Annotated in this window: 20 protein-coding genes and 1 tRNA gene; 5 read left to right on the top strand and 16 right to left on the bottom strand. The window is 67.5% G+C overall.

Going from position 1 to position 21500, the window contains the following annotated elements; genetic code table 11:
- Positions 1-13 precede the first annotated feature (13 nt).
- The 3 genes from KUV38_RS07890 to KUV38_RS07880 all read right to left on the bottom strand — a co-directional run bounded on the left by KUV38_RS07890 (position 14) and on the right by KUV38_RS07880 (position 3342).
- Positions 14-1399, bottom strand: a complete 1386-nt coding sequence (locus KUV38_RS07890) for a DUF2927 domain-containing protein (protein WP_222469515.1) — start codon at positions 1397-1399, stop codon at positions 14-16.
- Positions 1399-1854, bottom strand: a complete 456-nt coding sequence (locus KUV38_RS07885) for a GNAT family N-acetyltransferase (protein ID WP_222469514.1) — start codon at positions 1852-1854, stop codon at positions 1399-1401. The genes KUV38_RS07890 and KUV38_RS07885 overlap by 1 nt, the downstream gene beginning before the upstream one ends.
- A gap of 204 nt (positions 1855-2058) precedes the next feature.
- On the bottom strand, positions 2059-3342 hold the full coding sequence (locus tag KUV38_RS07880) for a cation:proton antiporter (protein ID WP_222469513.1): 1284 nt from the start codon (positions 3340-3342) through the stop codon (positions 2059-2061).
- A 63-nt stretch (positions 3343-3405) separates the two neighbouring features.
- Between KUV38_RS07880 and KUV38_RS07875 the strand changes: the two genes are divergently transcribed.
- Entirely contained in the window at positions 3406-4329 is a 924-nt protein-coding gene (locus KUV38_RS07875; protein ID WP_315898605.1) for a DMT family transporter, read from the top strand.
- A 10-nt stretch (positions 4330-4339) separates the two neighbouring features.
- On the opposite strand, the gene KUV38_RS07870 is transcribed toward KUV38_RS07875, so the two are convergent.
- The 4 genes from KUV38_RS07870 to KUV38_RS07855 form a co-directional block, all read right to left on the bottom strand.
- A complete protein-coding gene (locus KUV38_RS07870) occupies positions 4340-5740 on the bottom strand; it encodes a protein adenylyltransferase SelO (protein WP_222469512.1) in 1401 nt (466 codons plus the stop codon).
- A complete protein-coding gene (locus KUV38_RS07865) occupies positions 5737-6204 on the bottom strand; it encodes a GNAT family N-acetyltransferase (RefSeq protein WP_222469511.1) in 468 nt (155 codons plus the stop codon). The genes KUV38_RS07870 and KUV38_RS07865 overlap by 4 nt, the downstream gene beginning before the upstream one ends.
- Positions 6201-7142, bottom strand: coding sequence for a nucleoside hydrolase (locus KUV38_RS07860; protein WP_222469510.1), 942 nt, complete (start codon positions 7140-7142; stop codon positions 6201-6203). The genes KUV38_RS07865 and KUV38_RS07860 overlap by 4 nt, the downstream gene beginning before the upstream one ends.
- A gap of 83 nt (positions 7143-7225) precedes the next feature.
- On the bottom strand, positions 7226-8440 hold the full coding sequence (locus KUV38_RS07855; RefSeq protein ID WP_222469509.1) for a bifunctional alpha/beta hydrolase/OsmC family protein: 1215 nt from the start codon (positions 8438-8440) through the stop codon (positions 7226-7228).
- Between the two features lie 53 nt (positions 8441-8493).
- Here KUV38_RS07855 and KUV38_RS07850 point away from each other — a divergent pair, with 53 nt between their 5' ends.
- On the top strand, positions 8494-9381 hold the full coding sequence (locus KUV38_RS07850) for an endonuclease/exonuclease/phosphatase family protein (protein ID WP_222469508.1): 888 nt from the start codon (positions 8494-8496) through the stop codon (positions 9379-9381).
- 59 nt (positions 9382-9440) lie between these two features.
- On the opposite strand, the gene KUV38_RS07845 is transcribed toward KUV38_RS07850, so the two are convergent.
- Positions 9441-10247, bottom strand: coding sequence for a lytic transglycosylase domain-containing protein (locus tag KUV38_RS07845; protein WP_222469507.1), 807 nt, complete (start codon positions 10245-10247; stop codon positions 9441-9443).
- 120 nt (positions 10248-10367) lie between these two features.
- Entirely contained in the window at positions 10368-11702 is a 1335-nt protein-coding gene (gene dddP / locus KUV38_RS07840; protein ID WP_222469506.1) for a dimethylsulfonioproprionate lyase DddP, read from the bottom strand.
- A 108-nt stretch (positions 11703-11810) separates the two neighbouring features.
- Here dddP and KUV38_RS07835 point away from each other — a divergent pair, with 108 nt between their 5' ends.
- Positions 11811-12572, top strand: coding sequence for a heme-dependent oxidative N-demethylase family protein (locus tag KUV38_RS07835; protein ID WP_222469505.1), 762 nt, complete (start codon positions 11811-11813; stop codon positions 12570-12572).
- On the opposite strand, the gene KUV38_RS07830 is transcribed toward KUV38_RS07835, so the two are convergent.
- The 6 genes from KUV38_RS07830 to KUV38_RS07805 form a co-directional block, all read right to left on the bottom strand.
- Positions 12569-14089: a hypothetical protein gene (locus KUV38_RS07830; RefSeq protein WP_222469504.1), complete on the bottom strand. Its 1521-nt coding sequence runs from the start codon at positions 14087-14089 to the stop codon at positions 12569-12571. The genes KUV38_RS07835 and KUV38_RS07830 overlap by 4 nt on opposite strands.
- 115 nt (positions 14090-14204) lie before the next feature.
- Positions 14205-14516 (bottom strand): hypothetical protein, encoded by a 312-nt coding sequence (locus KUV38_RS07825; protein WP_222469503.1) that lies wholly within the window; start codon positions 14514-14516, stop codon positions 14205-14207.
- Between the two features lie 60 nt (positions 14517-14576).
- Complete coding sequence (locus tag KUV38_RS07820; RefSeq protein WP_222469502.1) at positions 14577-15965, bottom strand: nucleobase:cation symporter-2 family protein; 1389 nt, start codon at positions 15963-15965, stop codon at positions 14577-14579.
- A 234-nt stretch (positions 15966-16199) separates the two neighbouring features.
- Positions 16200-16934 (bottom strand): hypothetical protein, encoded by a 735-nt coding sequence (locus KUV38_RS07815; protein ID WP_222469501.1) that lies wholly within the window; start codon positions 16932-16934, stop codon positions 16200-16202.
- Between the two features lie 148 nt (positions 16935-17082).
- Positions 17083-18489, bottom strand: coding sequence for a type I glutamate--ammonia ligase (gene glnA / locus KUV38_RS07810; RefSeq protein WP_222469500.1), 1407 nt, complete (start codon positions 18487-18489; stop codon positions 17083-17085).
- A gap of 56 nt (positions 18490-18545) precedes the next feature.
- Complete coding sequence (locus tag KUV38_RS07805; RefSeq protein WP_222469499.1) at positions 18546-18884, bottom strand: P-II family nitrogen regulator; 339 nt, start codon at positions 18882-18884, stop codon at positions 18546-18548.
- A 179-nt stretch (positions 18885-19063) separates the two neighbouring features.
- Here KUV38_RS07805 and KUV38_RS07800 point away from each other — a divergent pair, with 179 nt between their 5' ends.
- Positions 19064-20671, top strand: a complete 1608-nt coding sequence (locus tag KUV38_RS07800; RefSeq protein WP_315898604.1) for an NAD(P)H-hydrate dehydratase — start codon at positions 19064-19066, stop codon at positions 20669-20671.
- Positions 20672-20699: 28 nt separating this feature from the next.
- On the opposite strand, the gene KUV38_RS07795 is transcribed toward KUV38_RS07800, so the two are convergent.
- Positions 20700-21197: a Hint domain-containing protein gene (locus KUV38_RS07795; RefSeq protein WP_222469498.1), complete on the bottom strand. Its 498-nt coding sequence runs from the start codon at positions 21195-21197 to the stop codon at positions 20700-20702.
- 158 nt (positions 21198-21355) lie between these two features.
- Here KUV38_RS07795 and KUV38_RS07790 point away from each other — a divergent pair.
- Positions 21356-21437 (top strand) — tRNA-Leu (locus tag KUV38_RS07790).
- Positions 21438-21500 lie beyond the last annotated feature (63 nt).

Here is a 21500-nt window from a genome sequence, read left to right as displayed (position 1 = left end):
GCGGTGCGGGTGCTTAGTTGAAGCGCGGGCGGCGGGACGGGGTGAGGGCGGAGATTTCACCCGCGCGGGCGCGCACCACGGAATCGGCGCCAAAGCCGTAGCGTGCCCAGCCCAATGCCTCGGTGCGCACGGCGGCAGCCGGGCCGGTGCGGCCCATCAGCTCGTAGGCCTCGGCCTTCAGCAGCAGCAGGGTGGAGAGCAGCGCGGCGTTCTCGGCGCGGCGCACGGCGGGCAGCACCTCGTCGATCAGCCCGATGGTGCCATCGGCCTGGCCCGAGCTGAGCGAGAAGGCGGCGAGCTGCATTGCCACATGCGCGGCCTGGATCTGGGTTTCGGGGTTGTTGCGGTAGAGGCGCGAGGCTTCGATGAAGCTGGCCAGCGCCAGCTCCGGTTCAGCGGAAAGCGCGAGGCGTCCGAGCGCGTAGAGCGAGAAGGCGGCGCGGTTGTCACGCCAGCCCTGCGCCTTGGAGATGTTCACGGCGCGCTTGGCGGCGTCGAGCCGGGCCGAAGGCCGGGCGCGCGGGCCGAGCGCGGCTTCGATCGAGTCGATCCAGGCGCGGGGGGTGTAGGAGGCGTGGCCGCCGCCGCCGCGATTGCCGCCCGGATTGATGCGCCCGAAGATGGCGGGCAGGCGGGCAGCGACCTGTTCACGGCTCATGCCGGAGTGCAGCGAGGGGTCGTAATAGGCGCGCAGCATCAGCATGTCGAAGCCGGTGAGCACGGTGTGGAAGTTGTCGTCGTTGAAGACCGAATCCGGCAGGCGGTAGAGGTCGTTCAGCGGGCCGAGAGCCTGGGCGATTTCTTCATGCAGGCAGTCGCGCACCTCTTGCGGGCTCACGTCGCCGGGCAGGAAGACGGCGATCTGCTGGCGCTCGCCGAGCGAGGCCCAATCGACCGTGCGGCTGCGGCGGGCCTTGCGGAACTCGGACCAGCTGGAGACGCGCGGCACCACGAAGCAGGCGGCCTGCGGGACCAGACGCTGCAGCTCGCGCTTGGGCACGATCTGTACGGTGATGGAGGGCTTGGCCTCGCCGCCGCGGGACAGGTGCACGTCGATCCGGGCCTCGGAGCGGAGCCGGGCCACGAGGCGGGAGAGGTCGCCGGTGAGCGAGGCGGGGGCCGCGCCCTTGACGGCGATGGTGACCGGCCCCTCGAAGCGGGAGAACTGGGGCAGCTTGCGGCCGCTTTCCATCTGGAAGCTCAACTCGAGAAAATCGGCAGCGAGCTGGGCGTTGGAGCGGTAGGTGGGCACCGCGCGGGGCGTGGAGAAGGTGCGCATGGCCGGCAGGTCACCGGTGTAGCTGGCGCGCCGCTGGGGCACATCGACATCTGGAATGGACGAGGTCGAACAGGCAGCGAGGACAAGGGCAAGACCCGCAGGCAGCAAGCGGTTCAGCATCAGGCAGCTCTCCGTTGGTATTTGATGAAGGGCGTCAGCTCACCGATCCGGTCGTAGAGCTTGCGCGCTTCGATATTGAAGTCCTGCGTCATCCAGTAGACGTAAGGCGCCCCCAGCGCCTCGGCGTGGCTGTAGACAGCCTCGATCAGAGCCCGCCCGGCGCCGGTGCCGCGCAGGGTCGGGTCCACGTAGAGATCGCCGAGGTAGCAGACATCCTCGACCCTCCAGAGGTGGCGGTGGATCACGCAGTTCACCAGCCCCACGGGCTGCCCCTCGACCTCGGCGATGAAGCCGAAGGTGCCGGTATCGGACGGATCGACAAGCCGGGCGAAGGTGGTGGCATACACCTCCTCGGGCCGGGTGGCCTTGTAGAACGTCAGATAGTCGGTCCAGAGCCTGCGCCAAGCGACTTCGTCGCCGGGCGCGAGGGCTCGGATGGAGGCAGTAGAGGGCATGGCGGTCCCATATGTCAGGCGAGGGGTAGATTACCCGGAGTCTGCGCGAGGGCGAGCGAAAATGTCAGAAAAAGGGCAAGTATGTGGCGTGGTGTTCCAATGGCCCCAATGGGTTAGGACACAAACCTCAAGTAGTGGGCGCATTGTTGCCTGCCCCAAGATATTGCCGCACCGCGCCAGTTTCTGGTTGGGAAACAGTGGTGATCAGGCGCGGTTTTTATCCAGTTTCGAGGCAAAAGGCGCCACTGTGAGGCCCTGAACGATGATCGAGAACAGCACGATCACGTAGGTTGTGGTCAGAATCAGGGGCTTCCACTCCGAATCGGGCAGGCTGAGCGCGAGGGCGACGGAAATGCCGCCCTTGAGGCCGCCCCAGGTCATCACCGGGATGACGTTTTCGGGCATGGTGCGGAAGGGTTTGAGGATCAGCACCGGCACCGCCACGGCGGCGAGGCGGGCCAGCATGGCAAGGCCGATGGCGGCGGCGGCGGAGGTGAGGAAGCTGGCGTCGAAGCTGACTGCGAAGATTTCGACCCCGATCAGCAGGAAGAGCACGGCGTTGAGGATTTCGTCGATCAGTTTCCAGAAGGCATCGACGTATTCGCGGGTCTCCTCGGACATGGCGTCACGGTAGCTGACCTCGCCGATCAGCAGGCCGGCGCAGACCGCCATAATGGGGGCGGAGACGTGGAGCCAGATGGCCAGCTCGTAGCCGCCGAACGCGAGGGCGAGGGTAATGAGCACCTCCAGCGAATAGTCGTTGATCCGGCGCATGACGCGCCATGTGATCCAGCCGAGGATCATGCCGAGCGCCGCGCCGCCGAGCGCCTCCTGGGCGAAGAGGATGGCAGCGTTGGTCAGGGCGGTTGAGGTCTCTTCGGCGTGTTCGGCGCCGTGGGCCGCCGCCTCGCCGTGACCGCCTGCGCCGGGGAAGGCGAGGCCGACGAGCACGAGGTAGACGACGTAGCCCACGCCATCGTTGAAGAGGCTCTCACCGGCGATCTTGGTCTCGAGCCGCTTGTCGAGCTTGGCCTCGCGCAGCACGCCCAGCACCGCCACGGGATCGGTGGGGGAGATCAGCGCGCCGAAGACCAGCGCGATGAGCAGGGGCATGCCGGTGATCCACGAAAAGCCCACGCCCGCGATGGCGGTGGAGAGGCCGACGCCGATAGTGGCCATGAGCAGGACGGCGGGCCACTCGGCGCGCAGATCGGCGATTTTGACGTGCAGAGCGCCTGCAAAGAGCAGGAGGCCGAGCATGCCCTCCAGCAGCGCATCGGAGAACTCGATGCCCTTCACCACGGCGGTGATGCTCTCTTCGACATTGGAGGCGGGGAAGACCGCATCGAAGGCCAGCACGCCGAGCGAGGCGAGCAGGGCCACGATGAGGATGCCGATGGCGGAGGGGAGCCGGAGGAAGAAGTAGTTGATGGTGCCGAAGGCGGCGGCGAGGACGATGAGGAGCGAGGCGATTTGCAGGAGGGTCATGGGGGCGTGGAGGTCTCTTGCTTGCGGCCCCGCGGGGCCTGTGATCTGGGTGCCGGAGCGGCGTTGGGTCCGGTTATAGGCGAGGGGCCGATGGAGCGGAAAGACAGAATTGATGCCTTCGGGGCGGCCTCGCTGGTGGGGTTCTCGCTGCTCTTGGGCTTCGGGCAGGTCATCATCAAGGTGGGCAACGAGGGGTTCGGGCCGGTGTTCTTTGCCGGGCTGCGCTCGGTGTTGTCGCTTGCTGTGCTGCTGCTGTGGATGCGGGCGCGGGGGATCAGGCTGGAGCTGGGGCGCGGCAACTGGGGGCCGGCTCTGGTGATGGGGCTGTTCTTTACCGGAGAGTTCGTGGCGTTGTTCATCGCGCTCGATCTCACCACCGTCGCCCGCTCGGCGCTGATGTTCTACACCATGCCGGTCTGGCTGGCGCTGATGGCGCATTTTCTGCTGCCGGGTGAAAAGCTGACCGCGATCAAGCTGGCCGGGCTGGCGCTGGCCTTTGCCGGGGTGGCGCTGGCGCTGCTTGTGGGGGAGACGGGGGAGGGCGCGTTGATCGGCGATCTATGCGCGCTGGCCGGCGCGTGGTGCTGGGCCGGGCTGGCGCTAATGGCGCGGGCGACGCGGCTGCGGGAGATGCGGGCCGAGAGCCAGCTGGCGTGGCAGCTGGCGGTGAGTGCGGTGCTGCTCTGCGCAATGGCGCCGCTCTTCGGGCCGCTGCTGCGGGGGCCGGAGCTTATTCACTGGGGCGTTCTGGGGGTGCAGGCGCTGGTGATTTCGGGCGCGGGATTTCTGTTCTGGATGTGGATCCTGAAGATCTACCCGGCGAGCTCGGTGGCGAGCTTCGGGTTTTTGACACCGGTCTTCGCCAGCCTGCTTGGCTGGCTGATGCTGAACGAGGCGCTGCGGCCCTCGGTGCTGATGGCGCTGGTGCTGGTGGCGGCAGGATTGTGGCTGGTGAACCGGCCCGTGGGGCGTGTGCGCACGCAGTGACAGGGCCGGATCAGGTGCCGCAGAAGGTGGCTTGCACGACCTCATGCGGCTCGGGAGGCAGCCGCAGGTCTTCGCTGCTTTCGGGCGGGTCGTAGGGCCGGGCCAGCACTTCGATCAGACGGGTGGCGGGGGCGAGGTTGCCTGCGACGGCGGCTTGAATCGCCTCTTCGATGCGATGATTGCGGGGAATGATGGCGGGGTTGGCCTGCGCCATCACCTGAAGGTCCGGCGTGCGGGCCTGCCAGCGGCCATGCCATGCGGCGAAAGCGAGGCTGTCGGGCAGCGGGTTGTGGCCCTCGGTAAGGGCGCGGAAGGTGTTGGTGAAATCGGCCTCTTCCTCGGCCATGATCCCGAGGAGGTCGGTGATCAGCGGCAGGTCGTCCGCCGTGGGATCGGACAAGCCGAGCTTGGCGCCGAAGCGGGCGATGTAGGCCTGCTGGTAGGCATCGCGGAAGGCGTTGACCCGTTCGGTGGCCTCGGGGATCGCCTCTTCGCCGCCCATGATCGGCAGGAGTGCGGAGGCCAGCTGGGCGAGGTTCCAGCCGCCGATCTGGGCCTGCTGGTCGTAGGCGTAGCGGCCCATGCGGTCGATCGAGGAATAGACGGTTTGCGGGTGGTAGCCATCCATGAAGGCGCAGGGGCCGTAATCGATGGTCTGGCCCGATATCGCCATGTTGTCGGTGTTCATGACGCCGTGGATGAAGCCGAGAGACATCCAGTCGGCGATGAGCTTGGCCTGCGCCGCGACCACGGCGGAGAGCAGGCCCATCGGGCCCTCGGCCTCGGGGTAGTGGCGTTTGAGCGCGTAGGCGGTGAGCGCCTCCAACGCCTCGGTGTCATTTCGGGCGGCGAAATACTGGAAGGTGCCGACGCGGATATGGCTGGCGGCCACGCGGGTGAGGATGGCGCCGGGGTAGGCGCGCTCGCGCTGCACCCGCTCGCCGGTGGCCACGGCGGCCAGCGCGCGGGTGGTGGGCACGCCCATCGCATGCATGGCCTCTGAGACGATGAACTCGCGCAGGACCGGCCCGAGCCATGCCCGGCCATCGCCGTTGCGCGAATATGGGGTGCGGCCGGAGCCCTTGAGTTGGATGTCGAAAGTGCCTTGGGGCGTTTCGACCTCGCCCAGAAGCAGCGCCCGGCCATCGCCGAGCTGGGGGGACCAGCCGCCGAACTGGTGGCCGGCGTAGACCTGCGCGATGGGGCTGTGCTGGGCGGGGGGCGCATTGCCGGAGAGCAGGGCGAGGCCCTCGGGGGATTTCAGCGCCTCGGGATCCAGCCCGAGGCTGCGGGCGAGCGCCTCGTTCAGCAGGAGCAGCTCGGGCGCGGCGACAGGCTCGGCCTCCTGCGCATGAAAGAAGCGGGGGCCGAGGGCGGTGTAGCTTTGGGTCAGGTGCAGGTGGAGGGTCATGCCTTGAGGGGTTTGCTGAGGTCCTTTGACATCAGTACGTAGCGCTCGCGCAGTTCGAAGCCAGAGCGGCGGTAGAGGCGTTGGGCCTTCTCGTCATCGCGGTCAACCTCCATGTGCATGAAGCGGACCCCGGCGGCGGCCAGCGCGGGCAGCAGCTTGTGGAGGGCCTCGGCGCCGATGCCGCGACCACGGACGGAGGGGCGGATCCAGAATTCATCGATGAAGCCGTCGATGCCGCCCATTTCGATGGCCCAGCCGAAGCAGACGCAGATGTAACCCACCGGGGCGCGGCGGGGGCCGATCAGATAGATCGCGCCGAGCGGGTTGCCCTCGAGCAGGGGCAGGACGGCGCTGGCGCGGTGCTCGTCGGAGAGGTCGAGGCCGAACTCCTCGTGGAAGCGGGCGACCATGGAGAGCACGCGGTCGGCGTCATCGGGGCCGGCGAGGTGAATCTGGGCGCTCATGGCAGGGCTGCCAGACGCTCGGTGAGGAGCTTGAAGAAGCCGGGCGCATCGACGGCGCCCATGAAGGTGGCATTGGGCGTGCGGTCGGTGACGCCCCACCAGTCGGCCACGGTCATGCCGCGGGTGAGGGGTGAGGCGACCTCGATCTCGACGTTGATGTGGCGGCCGGTGAAGAGGGTGGGATCGAGCAGGTAGGCGATGGTGGAAGGGTCGTGCAGCGGCGCGCCCTCGGAGCCATACTTCGCGGTGTCGAAGCGCTCGAAGAAGCCGATCCAGCCTGCGACCACCTCGCCGGTGCGGTTGCCGAGGGCGTGGATCGCCTCGACCCGGGGGCGGGTGACGAGCATCTTGTGGGTCACGTCGAGCGACATGACGGTGAGCGGGACGCCGGATTTGAACACGATGTCAGCGGCTTCGGGGTCGACGTAGATGTTGAACTCGGCGGCGGGCGTGTAGTTGCCGACCTCGAAATAGGCGCCGCCCATGAGCACGATCTCGGCGATCTTGGGGGCGATGTCGGGCGCACGCTGCAGCGCGGTGGCGATGTTGGTGAGGGGGGCCAGCGGGCAGAGGGTAACGGTGCCGGGCGGCTCGGCGCGGAGCGTTTCGATGATGAAATCGACGGCGTGCTGCTCTTGCAGGGGGAGCGTGGGGTCGGGGAGGTCGTAGCCATCCAGCCCGGTCTGGCCGTGGACGTGCTCGGCGGTGGTGAGGCTGTGGGCCAGCGGCTTCTCGCAGCCGGCGAAGACGGGGATATCGGTGCGGCCGGCCACCTCGACGGTTTTGCGTGCGTTGAGCGAGGTGAGCGCGAGCGGGATGTTGCCGGCGACGGCGGTGATGCCCACCACTTCGAGCTCGGGCGAGGCGAGGGCAAGCAGAATCGCGACGGCGTCATCCTGGCCGGGGTCGGTGTCAATTATGATCTTGCGGGGGGACATGGCGGCTCCTTTGGCGCGGAGAGTGGGGCTGGGGGTGCGGGATGTCCAGTCGGTCGGATGGGGTGCAGGGGTGGAGTGGTCCGTCAGTCGGCGAGGGTGGTGGCGATCTCGGAGCTTTGTTCGAGGGTGCGGTGGACCGGGCATTTGTCGGCGATCGCGAGCAGGCGCCGGCGCTGGTCTGGGGTGAGATCACCGGTCAGGTGGATGGTGCGGTGGAAGTGATCGACCTTGGCGGGGGCCTCGGTTTCGGCATCTGTCGCGTGCTGCTTGTCGTGGGTCACGTCGACGCTGACGTGGGTGAGGGGCCAGCCTTTGCGGCGGGCGTACATCCGGATGGTCATGGAGGTGCAGGCGCCGAGACCGGCGGCGAGGAAGCCGTAAGGGGTCATCCCGCGGTTGTTGCCGCCGAAGCTGACCGGCTCGTCGGCCAGCGTGTGGTGGTGGGGGCCGGATTGCACGTCTTGTAGAAACCCCTCTGGGTCGGCCTCGGAGACGCGGGTGACGCCCTCTGGCGCGCCTTCTGGCGCAGGCGGCTCGGGGAGGTCGAGGTAGCGGTCGGCCCAGGTGGCGATGACCTCGGCGGCGTATTCGGCGTCGTCCGCCGAGGTCACGAGATGGTCGGCGTCATCGAGGGTGACGAAGCTCTTGGGGTGCTTGGCGGCGGTGAAGATCTGGGTGGCGTTCTCGATGCCCACCACGGCGTCGCGGGGTGCGTGGAGGATCAGGAGGGCGCGGTGCAGCCCGGCAATGTCGGGCGCGAGGTTTTCGGCGCGGACATCGTCGAGGAACGCGCGCCGGATGGTGAAGGGGCGGCCGCCGAGGTCGACCTCGGCCGCGCCTTCGGCCTCGATGGTCTCGATTGCGGGGCCGAAGTTGTGGGTCACATGGGCCGGGTCGAAGGGGGCGCCGATGGTGGCGATGGCGCGGGCACTCTCGATCCGGCGGGCGGCCTTGAGCATGGCGGCGCCGCCGAGGCTGTGGCCGATGAGGAGGGTGGGGGCCATGCCCTGCGCCGCGAGCCATGCGGCGGCGGCCTGGAGATCGGCCACGTTTGAGGTGAAATCGGTATTGGCGAACTCGCCCTCGGAATGGCCCAGCCCGGTGAAGTCGAACCGCAGCACGGCGAAGCCCTCGGCGGCCAGCCGGGCGGCGATGCGGCGGGCGGCGGGGATATCCTTGGAGCAGGTGAAGCAATGGGCGAAGAGCGCGGTCGCCAGATGCTCCCCCTCGGGCCGGTCGAGACGGGCGGCGAGAGCGTGGCCAGAGGCGGAGGGGAAGGTGATGCGTTCGGTGGGCATGGGCGGCTCCGCGGGGTAAGGGTTGGCCCTGTTGTGAAGGGATTCGACGCAGGATGGAACTGATCCGGGGTGTGATGGTGGTTGTGGCCTTGCTGGGGCTGGGTGCGCTCGGGGCCAGCCTTGCCGGGCGCTGGTGGGCTTGGGGCGACAGCCTTGCGGTGGCCCGCAGCACCGTGGGTTTGGCCGGGTTGGTCTGGCTGGTTCTATGCGGATTGGCGGGCGCGATGACATGGGGCTGGGTCGGCGCGCTCTGGCTGGTGGTATTGGCGGCGCTTGCGCCGGTGGGCTGGGCCAAGTGGAGGCCGGAGCCGGGCGGCGCGGCGGCGCTGGTGCTCTATCAGAAGAACATGAACTTCCGGATGCCCTCGGTGGAGCCGCTGCTGGCGGATATCCTAGAGGTCGCGCCTGATCTGGTGGCGCTGCAGGAGGTGGATGCGGAAAACCGCGCGATCCTCGCTGCGCTGGCGGAGCGCTATCCGGGGCAACACAGCTGCGACTTTACCGGGGTGGGTGGCCCGGCGGTGCTGGCGAAATGGCCCGCGTTGGAGACGGCTTGCGGCTATGGGTGGGCCGCGATGCAGGTGGATCATCCGGACGGGGCCTTCTGGCTGGTGTCGGTGCATCTGCATTGGCCCGCGCCCCATGCGCAGCACGCCCATCTGGCGCAGGCGCTGCCCGAGTTGGCGGCTCTGGAGGGGCCCGTCTTCATGGGGGGAGACTTCAACATGGTGCCGTGGTCGGGCGCGATGGCGCGGGTGGGCGAGGCCGTGGGCGGTGTGATGGTCGGCAAGGCGCGGCTGAGCATCGAGCAGATCGGCGGCAAACTGTGGTTGCCGATCGACCATGTGCTGGCGCCCAAAGGCTGGCGCGGGCGCAATGTAACACGCTCGCAGCTCGGGTCGGACCATTTTGGCGTGGTGGCGGAACTGGTGGCGCCTTGAGCGGCGCTGGTGCGCGGTAAGGCGAGACACGTCCCGCCCTACGGTGCAGTGCGAGCAGATCAGCCGTCGATGGCGGTGCCCATGATGGCGAGGCTCTGCTGATAGACGGTGGCGGCGTTCCACTCTTTCAACACACGGAAATTGTGGGTGCCTTCGCCGTAGGGCTGCCCGGCGCGCCAGCCTTTGGCGCGGAGGTAGTTGGCGGTGGAGGCCAGCGCATCGGACTGGTTGTTCAGGTCCAGCCGGCCATCGCCATTGCCGTCGACGCCATACTTCAGCGCGTTGCCCGGCAGGAACTGGGTGTGGCCCAGCTCGCCGTGCTTGGCGCCGATGGCACCGGGCGACATGATCCCGCGGTCGATCATCCGCAGGGCGGCGATGGCGTGGGGCAGGAAGAAGGCCGGGCGGCGGCAGTCGTAGGCGAGGGTGATGGTGGCGTTCAGAACGTTGCTGTCGCCCATGTAGTTGCCGAAGGCGGTTTCCATCCCGTGGATCGCGATGATGATCCCGGCGGGCACGCCGAAACGCTGCTCCAGCCCGTTGTAGTAGTTGGCATTGCGCGCGCGGCGCTTCTTGCCTTGGGCGATGATGGTGTTGGAGCCGCGCACCTGCATGAACTTTTGCAGGCTGTATTTGAAGCTCTTCTGGTTGCGGTCGGCGGCGATGGTGCGCTTGGCGTAGCTGGTCCCGGCGAGGGCTTGAAGGCCGCGCTGGCCGATGCCGTTCTGCTGCGCCACCTTGGCGAAATCTTTCTTCCAGGCCTCGAAACCGCCAGCGTTGTTGCCGCAGCCGATGGCCATGGCGGAGGCCGGGGCGAGGGCGATGAGGGCGGCGGTGAGGAGGGGTTTGAAGAGGGGTTTCAACATGGGGACAATGCCTCGGAAAAATGAACTTTCCGGCAGGTTAAGGGGGCGGCGGGGAATGGCCAAGTCACAAACCGGCTATGGCGGATTTTTGCCGGGCGCGATGACGTTTGCGTCAAGCTGTCAGGGTAGCAGGCGGGGGTCGAACGGGTAGGAGGAGAGGCGCTCGTGCCCGGACTCAGTGACGAGCACCTGCTCTTCGAGCTTGATGCAGAAGTCGCCGGGCGTTTCACCCACCAGCGCCTCGACGCAGAGCACCATGCCGGGCAGGAGGGGGTAGTCGAAGCCGCCGTGATCATCTTCGGGGTAGGCGACGTGGGGCCACTCGTCGCATAGGCCGACGCCGTGGGCGAGGCATGAGTAGCGGCCTGCGGTGTATCGCGGCGCGAGGCGGTGGCTCTGGGCTGTCCACTCGGGGATTGTGAGGCCGGGGCGGATGAGGGCCATGTTGGCCTCGATGTGCTCGACGGCGTGGGCCATTGCGGCGCGCATGGGCGCGGGGGCCGGACCATCGCCCAGCCACCATGTGCGGGAGATGTCGGTGCAGATGCCGTAGGGGCCGATTAGGTCGGTATCGAAGGCGAGGATCTCGTTTTGCTGCACCTCTCGGGGGCCGCATTCCTGAAACCACGGGTTGGTGCGGGGGCCGGAGGTGAGCAGGCGGGTTTCGATCCACTCGCCGCCACGGCGGATGTTCTCGGCGTGGAGGACGGCCCAGATATCATTTTCGGTCACGCCGCCGTTGGGCACGTTGGTTCGGGCGAAATCTTCCATCACCTGCATGGAGGCCTCGCAGGCGTGGATGGCGCAGCGCATGGCGGCGATCTCATCGGGGCATTTCACCGCGCGGGCGTGTTCGGTGACCTCTTCGCCGGGGAGCAGCTCGAAGCCTTGCTGGCGCAGGGCGTCAACGCCGTGGAGCATGGGTTTGTCGACCGCGAGGCGACGGTTGCCGGGGCTGTGGGCGGAGAGGATCTCGGCCACTTCGGCGGAGAAACGGCGGGCGGCATCGGCGGTGGTGTCGCCGGTGGCGAAGTAGAACATGGAGGCCCCGCCGCGCCGCTCGGAGACCAGCGGGTTGAACTCGGAGAGAAAGGGCGAGCGGTCATAATCCCAGAGCACCATATGGCCGTCTGGGCAGACGAGGCAGGCGCGGAACGGGTTGTGGGCGTTCCAGAGCTGCATGTTGGTGCTGTCGGTGGCGTATCGGATGTTGAGCGGGTCGAACATCAGCAGGCCGGCGTAGTCGCGGCTTTGCAGCGCGTCGGTGAGGCGGGAGAGGCGGTAGGCGCGGAGGGTGGCGAGGTTGGGGGCGGCGAGGCCTGCGGCCTCCCACTCGCGCGGGGCGAGGGGTGTTGGGCCAATCTCGACCCGGTCAGCATCGTTCGGGGTGCCATCGGGCAGGCGGGGGCCGCGGGTGGGGTCGATCTTGCGGGTGGCGGCGTAGGGCGTGTCCATGCCGCAAGGGTGGCGGCGGGACGCGGGGTGAGTCTGAGCGGTTTGCGACGCGCGGGGCGTCGGTTTTGTGGGCTTGTGGGGCGCGCGGGATTTGCCCACGGTGCGGGGATGGAAGCGATTTTACAGACGCGATTGGGAGAGCTGCCGCCGGGCTATGGGCGGCTGCCGGGGACGGGGCCGCTGGATATGGCACGGTGGCTGATGGTGGATGACGCCTATGCCGCCCAGATGGCAGAGCGGGAGCGGCTGCTGCGCGATCATCGCGGCGAGGTGGTGGCGCTGGAGGCGGGCCGCGAGGGGGTGGCTGCGGAGGCGCTGCGCATGGTTCTGGCGCATCTTGGCGAGCGGGACGAGTGGGACCTGGAGGTGGGCCGGGTGGCCTGCCCGGATGGGCGAAGTGTGACGGTCGACGAGGCCGACCCGCTGGGCACGCTGGGGCGGCTCATTGCGGAGGATATCTGCCTGCTGGAAGCGCGCGATGGGGCGCAGGTGCTGGTGGGGGCGGTGCTGTGCTTTCCGTCCCGCTGGGTGCTGGCGGAGAAGATCGGCCGGCCGATGCTGCGCATTCATGCGCCGGTGCCGGGCTATGGCGAGGCTCTGAACGCGCGGGTGGAACGGATGATGGGGGCGCTCAGGCCGGGGGTGGGGCTGTGGCGGGCGAATGGGCATTTTCACTCCGACCCGAAGCTGTTCTACCCACGGCCCGAAGTCGCGGAGAAGGAATGGGAGGCGGAGGCGCGCTACTTCAGGAGTGAGCGGCAGGCGCTGATGCGGATGCCGGAGACGGGGGCGACGCTGTTCTCGATCCACACGACGGTGGTGGAGGCGGCGGCCCTGACCGAGGCGCAGCGGGCGCGGGTGGGCGGTTAGAAGATGCCACCGAGCAGGGCGGACCAGCCGGAGCGCGGCTCGCCGTAACTTTCGTAATAGTCGCGCTCGACGAGGTTGGTCGGCTCATAGGCGGAGCCGCTGACGAGTGAGACCTCGCCGCCCATGACAAGCGATATCAGATCCATGTAGCCGAGCTGCGGTGAAGCGCCGGTGAGCACGGCGCCGAAGACCACGAGGCAGGCGAGCCCGCCATAGACGTAGTAGGGCATCGGGCGCAGCAGGTGCAGCACGAGCATCAGCGCGGCGGCGATGGGGTGGACCATGGCGACGGCGGCGATGGCGAGCCACGGCAGGGCCTTTTGCAGGCCGGGCGAGGTGGCGGCGGTCTGCCAGCCGGGAATGCCCGCGCCGAAGAGGAAGCCGACCCATTGCATCTGCTTCACATGGGCCTCTGACTTGCGCTTCTCCCGATCCATCCGGTCTTTCGAGGCGGCGCGCAGGGCGTCGATGCCGCCGAGGGCATCGCTGGCGGTGCCGGCGAGGCCGCCCATGGCGTTGGGGCGCATGACCCCAGCGGTGGCGGCCTGACCGATGCGCTCGCGGGCGGCGGAATCGGGCGTGGAGAAGAAATCATCCACCGCGTTGCCGGTTTTGCCCGCGGGCGGCAGGGGGCCAGCGGGGGCGGTTTCTGGCGCGGCCTCGGCCATGCCTTCGGGGTTGTAGGCGCCATCGGGCTGAAGCTGGAACACGCCCTCGCGCTCGCGCAGGGTCAGTTCGATATGGCCCTGCGGATACTCTTCCGAAGGCGGCTTCATGGCGACGGCGATCACCTCGCCGGGGGAGGCGCCGAATTGGGCACCATCGCCGAGGATGCGCCCGTTCTCGCGGCAGTGGTCGATGAAGGCGTAGGCGCGGTCGAGCAGGTAGGGCAGGCGGGCCGGGGCCTCGCGGAAGAGCAGCGGGCGGCCCAGTACCTGATCTGCCCGCTCTAGCCGGAAGCCGATGCATTGGGTGCCCTCTGCCACCCGGCCCGAGGAGAACGGGCGGGCGTGGCAGAAGAGCGGCAGCGGGAAGAGCACATCGGCCATCGCCAGAAAGCGCTCGGGCGAGAAGAGCTGATCGGACTGGCCCCAGTGGATCGCCAGCGGCTCGGCCTCCATCGCGATGTGGCTGGTGGCGATCTGGGTGAGGGCCAACAGGGTCTCGAAGGTATCCTGGCTGCCGGCGTCGAAGCCCTTGGCCTCGGCCACCACGGCGACGAAGGCATGGTGCGCGGCGACTTCGGCGGGGCCGTCGAGCCCGGTGAGGCGGGTGTAATCGGAGGCCATGGCCTTGGCGAGACGGGTCTCGGTGAGCCGTTTGCCCGCCATCGCGATGGTGAGCGACAGGCCCTGCGACTCCAGTTTGGCGCCTTGGCCAGGCTTCATGGTGGTGGTTTGCAGGGCGATCCCGGCGGGCGCCATGATGGCGTTCACGCGCTCCGCGATGGCGGCGAAATCCGGGTTGGGGACGGCGGCATAGAGAAGCGCGGCGTCGACCTTGGCGGGAAGGGGCATGTTATTGCCTCTGTTCTGTTTGCACTGCTTGGCCCGCGTGATGGCAGGGCAATCGGGCCTTTCTAGGGCAGGCAGGGGGCGCGAATGGGTGAGGTGGTTGAACTTGGGGGCGGCGTCAGCCCCCGGCAGCCTCGTGAAAGGCGATCAGCCCGTCGACCCATGCGGTGAAGCGGGCCGGGCCGGAGGCTTTGTCTTTCAGGTGCACGGCGCAGCCCTTGTGGGCGGTGAGCGCGGCCTCGGCGATGGCGAGGCGCTCGGCCATCGGGCTGCCTGCTCCCATCACCACGGCATCGAGCGGTTGGGCGGCGATCACGGCCTGCGCCTCGGCCAGCGTGGTGGCCGGGTGGCAGTGGGCGCGGGGCGCGAGGGCGGCGCAGGTTTGGGCGATCACTTCGGGGCGGGAGCCGACGAGGAGGAGGTGGAGCATGGGGTGGCCTCGCGCTGGGGTGGCGCGAGGGTGGCATGGTCCGCGGCGCGGGGGAAGCGCTCAGATGCCCTGTTCGATGCTGTCTTGCAGCGCGTCCTGCGGTTCGGGCTGCTCGGCGCCGGAGGTGTCGGGGATCGCCAGCGACAGGATGATGGCGGAGAGGCCGGAGAGGGTAATCGGCGTGGCGACCACTTGCTTGAAGAAGGCGGGCAGGTGCTGGGTGGCCTCGGGCACGAGGGTCACGCCAAGGCCGAGGCCGAAGCTGACGGCCATGATGTAGACCTTGCGGCGGTCGATCTCCTGCGTGGCAAGAATGCGGATACCGGCCACGGCGATTGTGCCGAAAAGCACCAGCGTGGCCCCGCCGAGCACCGGCTTGGGGACCAGCAGGAAGACCTGCCCGATCACCGGCAGGAAGCCCAGCACGACGAGGATGCCTGCGATGTAGAGGCCGACGTGGCGGGATGCGACGCCGGTCATCTGGATGACGCCGTTGTTCTGCGAAAACGTGGTGTTGGGGAAGGTGTTGAAAAGCGCGGCGAGGCCGGAGTTGATGCCGTCGGCAAGGATGCCGCCCTTGATCCGCTTCAGGTAGACCGGCCCCTTGACCGGCTGGCCGGAGATCACGGAGTTGGCGGTGAGGTCGCCGGAGGTTTCGATGGCCGTGACGAGGAAGACGAAGGCGATGGGCAGGAAGAGCAGCAAGTCGAAATCCAGCCCGTATTTGAGCGGCTGCGGGATGGCCACCCAGTCGCCCTGACCGAGGCGGGAGAAGTCCACCATGCCGAAGATTGCTGCCACCACGGTGCCGAGCAGGATGCCGATCATGATGGCCGAGATGCGCAGGGTGGGGTTGCCGAGGAAGGTGCAGGTGAGGATGACCGCCATGACCAGCGCCCCGAGCGCGAGGTTGAGTGGCGCTCCGAGGCTCTCGCCCGCCGTGGCACCGCCCGCAAAATCGGTGAAGCCCACCTTCACGAGGCTGAGGCCGATGACAGTGATGACGATGCCGGTCACGGTGGGGGTGATGATGCGGCCCAGCTTGGTGATGAACTGCGACAGGATGATCTCGACGAGGCAGCCGACGAGGCAGAGGCCGAAGATCATCGCCAGCATGTCTTCGGGTGCGCCGCCATCGTTTTTGACCGCGAAGCCTGCTGCGAGGATCGGACCTAGGAAGGCGAAGGAGGTGCCTTGCACCGAGAGCAGGCCGGAGCCGACCGGGCCGAGGCGGTAGCACTGGATGAAGGTCGCCACGCCGGAGACGAAGAGCGACATGGCGATGAGGTAGGGGATCAACGGGCCGAGGCCGAGCACGCCGCCGATGACAAGGCTGGGCGTGACGATACCGACGATGGAGGCGAGGATGTGCTGGAGCGCGGCAAGGGCGGCGGGGCCGGGGGCGGGCGTGTCTTCAAGCCCGTAGATCAGCGTGCTCTGGTCTGACATCGGTGTCCCCCTCGGTGTCATGTCCTTCAATGCGAAGTCGTGGAGGGGCAGCCTCGCGCAGGCCGCTCCCCCGGTGGAATGCTGCGCCCGGGGCGGGCGCTTCGCCAATGGAGCGGGGTCGGGCGGCGGGGCGGAGGGCACGGCGTTGTGCGTTTTCCGGCCGGATGCGCCGGGTTTGCCGGGTTTTTTGGCGGTTTGGGGATGGGAGCAGGGCATGGGTGCCCGCCCGGGCGGTCAGAGCGGGAAATGAACCAGCGCGAGGCCGCTCTCGTGGAGGCGCACCAACCAACCGCCCTGCCAGAGGCGGAAAAGCTCGGCGTAGAGGCGGCTTTCGTCCTCGGTGAGCAGGGCGGCGGTGATCCAGTCGCGGGGCGCGTAGGTGTTGCCGCCGGCCATGTAGAGCGGCTCGTCGAGAAAGTCGCGCGCGGCCTCGGTGGGAAGGGTCTCGGGTGGAATGGGGGCGAGGACGGAGCCTTCGAGCAGCACCGTGATGTCATCGGACCTGCGCAGGATCTCCTGCCCCTCGGGAGTGGTGCTGTCGGCGACGGCGCTGATGGAGAACTCCCAGGGCTCGTTTGTTCCGACCTGCTCGAAGAGGGCGGCGAGGCCGGGAATGGCGGCGCGGGCCTCGGCCTCTGGCATCGGCGCGGGGCGGCTGGAGAGGAAGGCCTCTGTCCGCCGGTGCAGCTCGGCGCCGAGTGGCAGGAGGGCAAGGCAGGCGCGGCGGGTTTCGGGCAGGGTGCGGGAGAACTCGCATATCAGCCGGTAGTCGCGGTTGATCTCGTCGGGAAGCGGGTCGTCGCGGGTGCTGCACTCGGCGATGAGCTTTTCGTCACGGTCGAAGATGTCGTGCCAGGCCAGCTGCCACTCGCGATGGCGGGCCTTGACCCAGGCCCTCTGCTCGGCGCGCTCCGTGGGGAGCGGATCGGGGCGGGCGCCGGGGAGGAGGGCTTTGAGCCAGTTGGGCATGGGCAGACTTTCGGTCGGGTGATCGAGGCGGGTGGTGCGGGCGTCAGATTGCCCACCCTGCGGGCCGTTGGAAAGGGGCTGTGGAGCTGCCCACGAAAAAGGGGCGCCCCGTGGAGCGCCCCTTTGGTTTTCACTGTCCCACGCTTTATCAGCAGGAGTAATACATTTTGTATTCCATCGGGTGCGGCGTGTGCTCGTAGGCGTAGATCTCTTCCCACTTGAGGTCCATGTAGCCCTCGATCTGGTCTTGGGTGAAGACATCGCCGGCGGTGAGGAAGTCGCTGTCTTTTTCCAACTCTTCCATCGCCTCACGCAGCGAGGCGCAGACGGTGGGGATGCCGGCCAGTTCTTCGGGCGGCAGGTCGTAGAGGTCCTTGTCCATGGCTTCGCCGGGGTGGATCTTGTTCTTGATCCCGTCGAGGCCGGCCATCAGCAGGGCCGAGAAGCACAGGTAGGGGTTGGACGAGGGATCCGGGAAGCGGGCCTCGACGCGCTTGGCTTTCGGCGACTCCGCCCACGGGATACGGATGCAGCCCGACCGGTTGTTGGCCGAGTAGGCGCGCAGAACCGGGGCTTCGAAGCCGGGGATCAGGCGCTTGTAGCTGTTGGTCGACGGGTTGGTGAAGGCGTTGAGTGCCTTGGCGTGCTTCAGGATGCCGCCGATGTAGTAGAGCGCCTCGTCGGAGAGGTCGGCATATTTGTCACCTGCGAAGAGCGGCTTGCCGTCTTTCCAGATCGACATGTTCACGTGCATGCCGGTGCCGTTGTCGCCCGCGATGGGCTTGGGCATGAAGGTGGCCGATTTGCCGTAGGCGTTGGCCACGTTGTGGATGACGTACTTGTACTTCTGAAGCTCGTCGGCCTGCTTGGTGAGCGAGCCGAAGATCAGGCCCAGCTCGTGCTGACAGGAGGCCACCTCGTGGTGGTGCTTGTCGACCTTCATGCCCATGCGCTTCATGGTCGAGAGCATCTCGGAGCGCAGATCCTGAGCGTCGTCGGTCGGGTTCACGGGGAAGTAGCCGCCCTTGATGCCGGGACGGTGGCCCATGTTGCCCATGTCAAACTCGGTGTCGGTGTTCCAGGCGGCGTCGCCTGCATCGACTTGGTAGCTCACCTTGTTCATCTCGACGGAGTAGCGCACGTCGTCGAAGAGGAAGAACTCGGCCTCGGGGCCGAAGTAGGAGGTGTCACCGATGCCGGAGGACTTGAGGTAGGCCTCGGCCAGCTGGGCGGTGCCGCGCGGGTCGCGGTTGTAGGCTTCGCCGGTGTCGGGCTCGACCACGGAGCAGTGCACGCAGAGGGTCTTCTCGGCATAGAACGGGTCCATGTAGGCCGAGGAGGCATCGGGCATCAGCTTCATGTCGGACTTGTCGATCGACTTCCAGCCGGCGATGGAGGAGCCGTCGAACATGAAGCCCTCTTCGAGGAAGTCCTCGTCGACCTGATCAGACATGACCGTGACGTGCTGAAGCTTGCCGCGCGGGTCGGTGAAGCGGATGTCGACGTATTCGACGTCTTCATCCTTGATTGTCTTGAGAACGTCCTTGTTGCTCATGATGACTTCTCTTTCTCCTTGCTAGAAGTATGGTCTCGGGCGGTTGGGCAGCGCGCTCAGAGCGCGTCTTCGCCGTCTTCGCCGGTGCGGATGCGGATGGCCTGTTCGATGGTGGAGACGAAGATTTTGCCGTCGCCGATCTTGTCGGTCTTGGCGGCGTTCATGATCGCCTCGATGGCGGCATCGAGCTGGTCATCGGCCAGCACCACCTCGATCTTCACCTTCGGCAGGAAATCGACGACGTATTCGGCGCCACGATACAGCTCGGTGTGCCCCTTCTGCCGCCCGAAGCCCTTGACCTCGATGACGGAAAGCCCCTGCACGCCGATGTCCTGGAGAGCCTCCTTCACGTCGTCGAGTTTGAAGGGTTTGATGATTGCCTCGATCTTTTTCATGACAGACCGACTCCCTTGATGTCCGTTCCGCTAGGGGTGAGAACACTTATCGCGCAGGGCGGCAACGGGGCCGCCTCACGCGCGGGTGAGCGTCTCGGGTGAATTCTCGGGTGTGATGAAAAAATGTGCAAGTCGATTTGCGCTTAGGCGGTTTGGAAACTTTTTGGGCGGAGGGGCCGGTGGAACTTCTGACATCTGCACAAATGCGCGCCATCGAGACGGCGGCGATCGAGGCCGGAGAGGTCACCGGGCTGGAATTGATGGAGCGCGCAGGCCGCGGCGTGGTGGAGGCGGTGTTCGAGGAATGGCCGGAGCTGGCGGCGGGGACTTACCGCGCGGTGGTGCTTTGCGGGCCGGGGAATAATGGGGGCGACGGGTTCGTCATTGCCCGCGTGCTGGAAGGACGCGGCTGGACGGTCGAGCTGTTCCATTGGGGAGACCCAGAGAGGTTGCCAGTGGATGCGGCCCGGATGCGGGAACTGTGGGGCGGCGAGAGCCGGGAGATGGGGGCGGCGGCGGTCTCGGCCTGCGAGCGGCCAGCTCTCATTGTCGACGCGGTGTTTGGCACCGGGCTGACGCGGCCGCTGCCGGAACCGGTTGCCGAGGCACTCGACGTGAAGCGGGCCGACGGCTGGAAGGGCCGGGGCCGGGTGAAACGGGTGGCGGTCGATTGCCCGAGCGGGTTGAACCTGGATGACGGGATGATCTCGCTGGCCTGTGATGCGGAGATTCCGCAACATCTCATTTCCGCGGATCTGACGGTGACGTTCCACGCGCCCAAGCTGGGGCATTTTCTCGGGCTGGGGCCGACGCTCTGTGGCCGGGTCGAGGTCGTGGACATCGGTCTCAAGGATCGCGGGCGCGGCATGATCGGCCTGCCGCCCGACAGAGAACGCGTGCGGCTAGTCGCGCGGCCGGACGGACCTGCAGCGCGGGTTTGGCCGCTGAGCCTGATGGGGCGCAAGCGTGGCGGAGCGCACAAGTATGACCACGGCAGCGTTGCTGTGTTTGCCGGCGGCGTCGGGCGCGGGGGCGCGGCGCGGCTGGCGGCGCGGGCGGCGCTTCGGGTGGGTGCGGGGCTTGTAACGGTGGTCGCACCGAAGGCGGCGCTGATAGAGAATGCAGCGCGTCTGGATGCGGTAATGTTGCGCGGGCTTGGGGATGTCGCCGGGTTCGATGAAGTGGTAGATCCTCGGGTGAGCGGGTTTGTCATTGGGCCGGGGTTGGGCGTGGGCACCAGGGCGAGAGAGATCGTCGCGGCGGCCTGCGCGCGAGAGGATGACTGGCGCAGGACAGTGGTGGTGCTCGACGCGGATGCGCTGACGAGCTTCGAGGAGGACCCGGCTTCGCTATTTGCCCTGCTGCACGAGCGGTGCATCCTGACGCCCCATGAGGGCGAATTCCGCCGGTTGTTTCCAGACCTTACCGACGGCTCGAAGGTGGACCGGGCGCGGTCGGCGGCGGCGCGGGCGGGCTGTGTCGTGCTGTTGAAGGGTTCCGACACGATCATTGCCTCGCCGAGCGGCGGGGCCAGTGTGCATTCGGCGGACTACGAGCGGTCCGCGCCGTGGCTGGCAACGGCGGGGGCAGGGGATGTGCTGGCGGGGCTGATTGCCGGGCTGGCGGCATCGCCGGTGTCGGCGGACCTGCACCAGATGGCCGAGGCGGCGGCCTGGCTGCATGTGGAATGCGCGCGGGAATTCGGGCCGGGGCTGATTGCGGAGGATTTGCCGGAGATGTTGCCGCGCGTATTGGCGCGGCTGGAAGCCGGGGACGGTGCGCAGTGAATGCGCACCTCAAGCGGTGGTGTGCTGGTCAGGCGGCTTGTGCAGCCTCGTCCGGCTCGAAGGCGCATTCGAGCATGCCGATGTAGAGGATCTGGGGCGCGTCGAATTGGAGCGTGACCATCTCCATCCCCTTCAGCCGGGGCGTGCGGGTGATGTAGCCGCCGTCGACCAGCGCGGCGGCGGGGGCGAGGGCGGCGGAACTGCCGTAGAGCAGCTTGGCGCGCCAGTCGCGCAGCAGGAGTTTTTGCGCGGGGCTGACGTGCAGCAGGTCGGAGGGCCGGCCATTGCCGAGCGCATGGGGCGCCAACGCGATGGGCACGGCCTCGCAGGTGAAGCGGGCGAGGCCGGTCAGCCGGATCATGCCGGAGGTACGGGAGACGATCCTGTCTCCGGGCTCCAACTCGCCAAGACGGCGCTCGCCATCGGCGGTCAGAATACGGGCGGAGGCGGAAATGCCCGCCGGCCCGAGATCGGGAGATTGCACCTGCGCTGCCCGGCGCAGGCCTCCCAGTGTCATGTCAGACATGGGGTGCTCGCTATGAAACTGCCTCGTTTTTCTTTCACGCTACCGTAAAGGAAGCGTTTATGGCCAGAGTTATCCACAGGCTTTGGCCTTTTTTGTGGCGGTTGATTTTCGGGCTTCCGTGGGCCGGGCGGCGCTGTTAGACACCGCACCCACGGATAGCGGGTGTGGCGAAATTGGTAGACGCACCAGATTTAGGTTCTGGCGCCGCGAGGCGTGGGGGTTCAAGTCCCTCCACCCGCACCGAAATTCTCTCAAGGCAGGTCTTCAGATGGCGGCGGGCGGCTGGTAGCGTCGCGGCTATGG

The organism is Vannielia litorea (assembly GCF_019801175.1).
GTDB classification, from domain to species: Bacteria; Pseudomonadota; Alphaproteobacteria; order Rhodobacterales; family Rhodobacteraceae; genus Vannielia; species Vannielia litorea_B.
The sequence above is the reverse complement of the archived record's forward strand: the minus strand, read 5'-3'. Positions and strand labels throughout refer to the sequence as shown.

Bases quoted from the DNA above. Each gene is read 5' to 3' on its own strand.
- KUV38_RS07805 (WP_222469499.1), bottom strand. From the start codon at position 18,884: ATGAAAAAGATCGAGGCAATCATCAAACCCTTCAAACTCGACGACGTG.
- KUV38_RS07830 (WP_222469504.1), bottom strand. From the start codon at position 14,089: ATGCCCCTTCCCGCCAAGGTCGACGCCGCGCTTCTCTATGCCGCCGTC.
- KUV38_RS07820 (WP_222469502.1), bottom strand. From the start codon at position 15,965: ATGTCAGACCAGAGCACGCTGATCTACGGGCTTGAAGACACGCCCGCC.
- KUV38_RS07795 (WP_222469498.1), bottom strand. From the start codon at position 21,197: ATGTCTGACATGACACTGGGAGGCCTGCGCCGGGCAGCGCAGGTGCAA.
- KUV38_RS07880 (WP_222469513.1), bottom strand. From the start codon at position 3,342: ATGACCCTCCTGCAAATCGCCTCGCTCCTCATCGTCCTCGCCGCCGCC.
- KUV38_RS07890 (WP_222469515.1), bottom strand. From the start codon at position 1,399: ATGCTGAACCGCTTGCTGCCTGCGGGTCTTGCCCTTGTCCTCGCTGCC.
- KUV38_RS07860 (WP_222469510.1), bottom strand. From the start codon at position 7,142: ATGTCCCCCCGCAAGATCATAATTGACACCGACCCCGGCCAGGATGAC.
- glnA (WP_222469500.1), bottom strand. From the start codon at position 18,489: ATGAGCAACAAGGACGTTCTCAAGACAATCAAGGATGAAGACGTCGAA.
- KUV38_RS07865 (WP_222469511.1), bottom strand. From the start codon at position 6,204: ATGAGCGCCCAGATTCACCTCGCCGGCCCCGATGACGCCGACCGCGTG.
- KUV38_RS07885 (WP_222469514.1), bottom strand. From the start codon at position 1,854: ATGCCCTCTACTGCCTCCATCCGAGCCCTCGCGCCCGGCGACGAAGTC.
- KUV38_RS07850 (WP_222469508.1), top strand. From the start codon at position 8,494: ATGGAACTGATCCGGGGTGTGATGGTGGTTGTGGCCTTGCTGGGGCTG.
- KUV38_RS07815 (WP_222469501.1), bottom strand. From the start codon at position 16,934: ATGCCCAACTGGCTCAAAGCCCTCCTCCCCGGCGCCCGCCCCGATCCG.
- dddP (WP_222469506.1), bottom strand. From the start codon at position 11,702: ATGGACACGCCCTACGCCGCCACCCGCAAGATCGACCCCACCCGCGGC.
- KUV38_RS07855 (WP_222469509.1), bottom strand. From the start codon at position 8,440: ATGCCCACCGAACGCATCACCTTCCCCTCCGCCTCTGGCCACGCTCTC.
- KUV38_RS07845 (WP_222469507.1), bottom strand. From the start codon at position 10,247: ATGTTGAAACCCCTCTTCAAACCCCTCCTCACCGCCGCCCTCATCGCC.
- KUV38_RS07835 (WP_222469505.1), top strand. From the start codon at position 11,811: ATGGAAGCGATTTTACAGACGCGATTGGGAGAGCTGCCGCCGGGCTAT.
- KUV38_RS07825 (WP_222469503.1), bottom strand. From the start codon at position 14,516: ATGCTCCACCTCCTCCTCGTCGGCTCCCGCCCCGAAGTGATCGCCCAA.
- KUV38_RS07870 (WP_222469512.1), bottom strand. From the start codon at position 5,740: ATGACCCTCCACCTGCACCTGACCCAAAGCTACACCGCCCTCGGCCCC.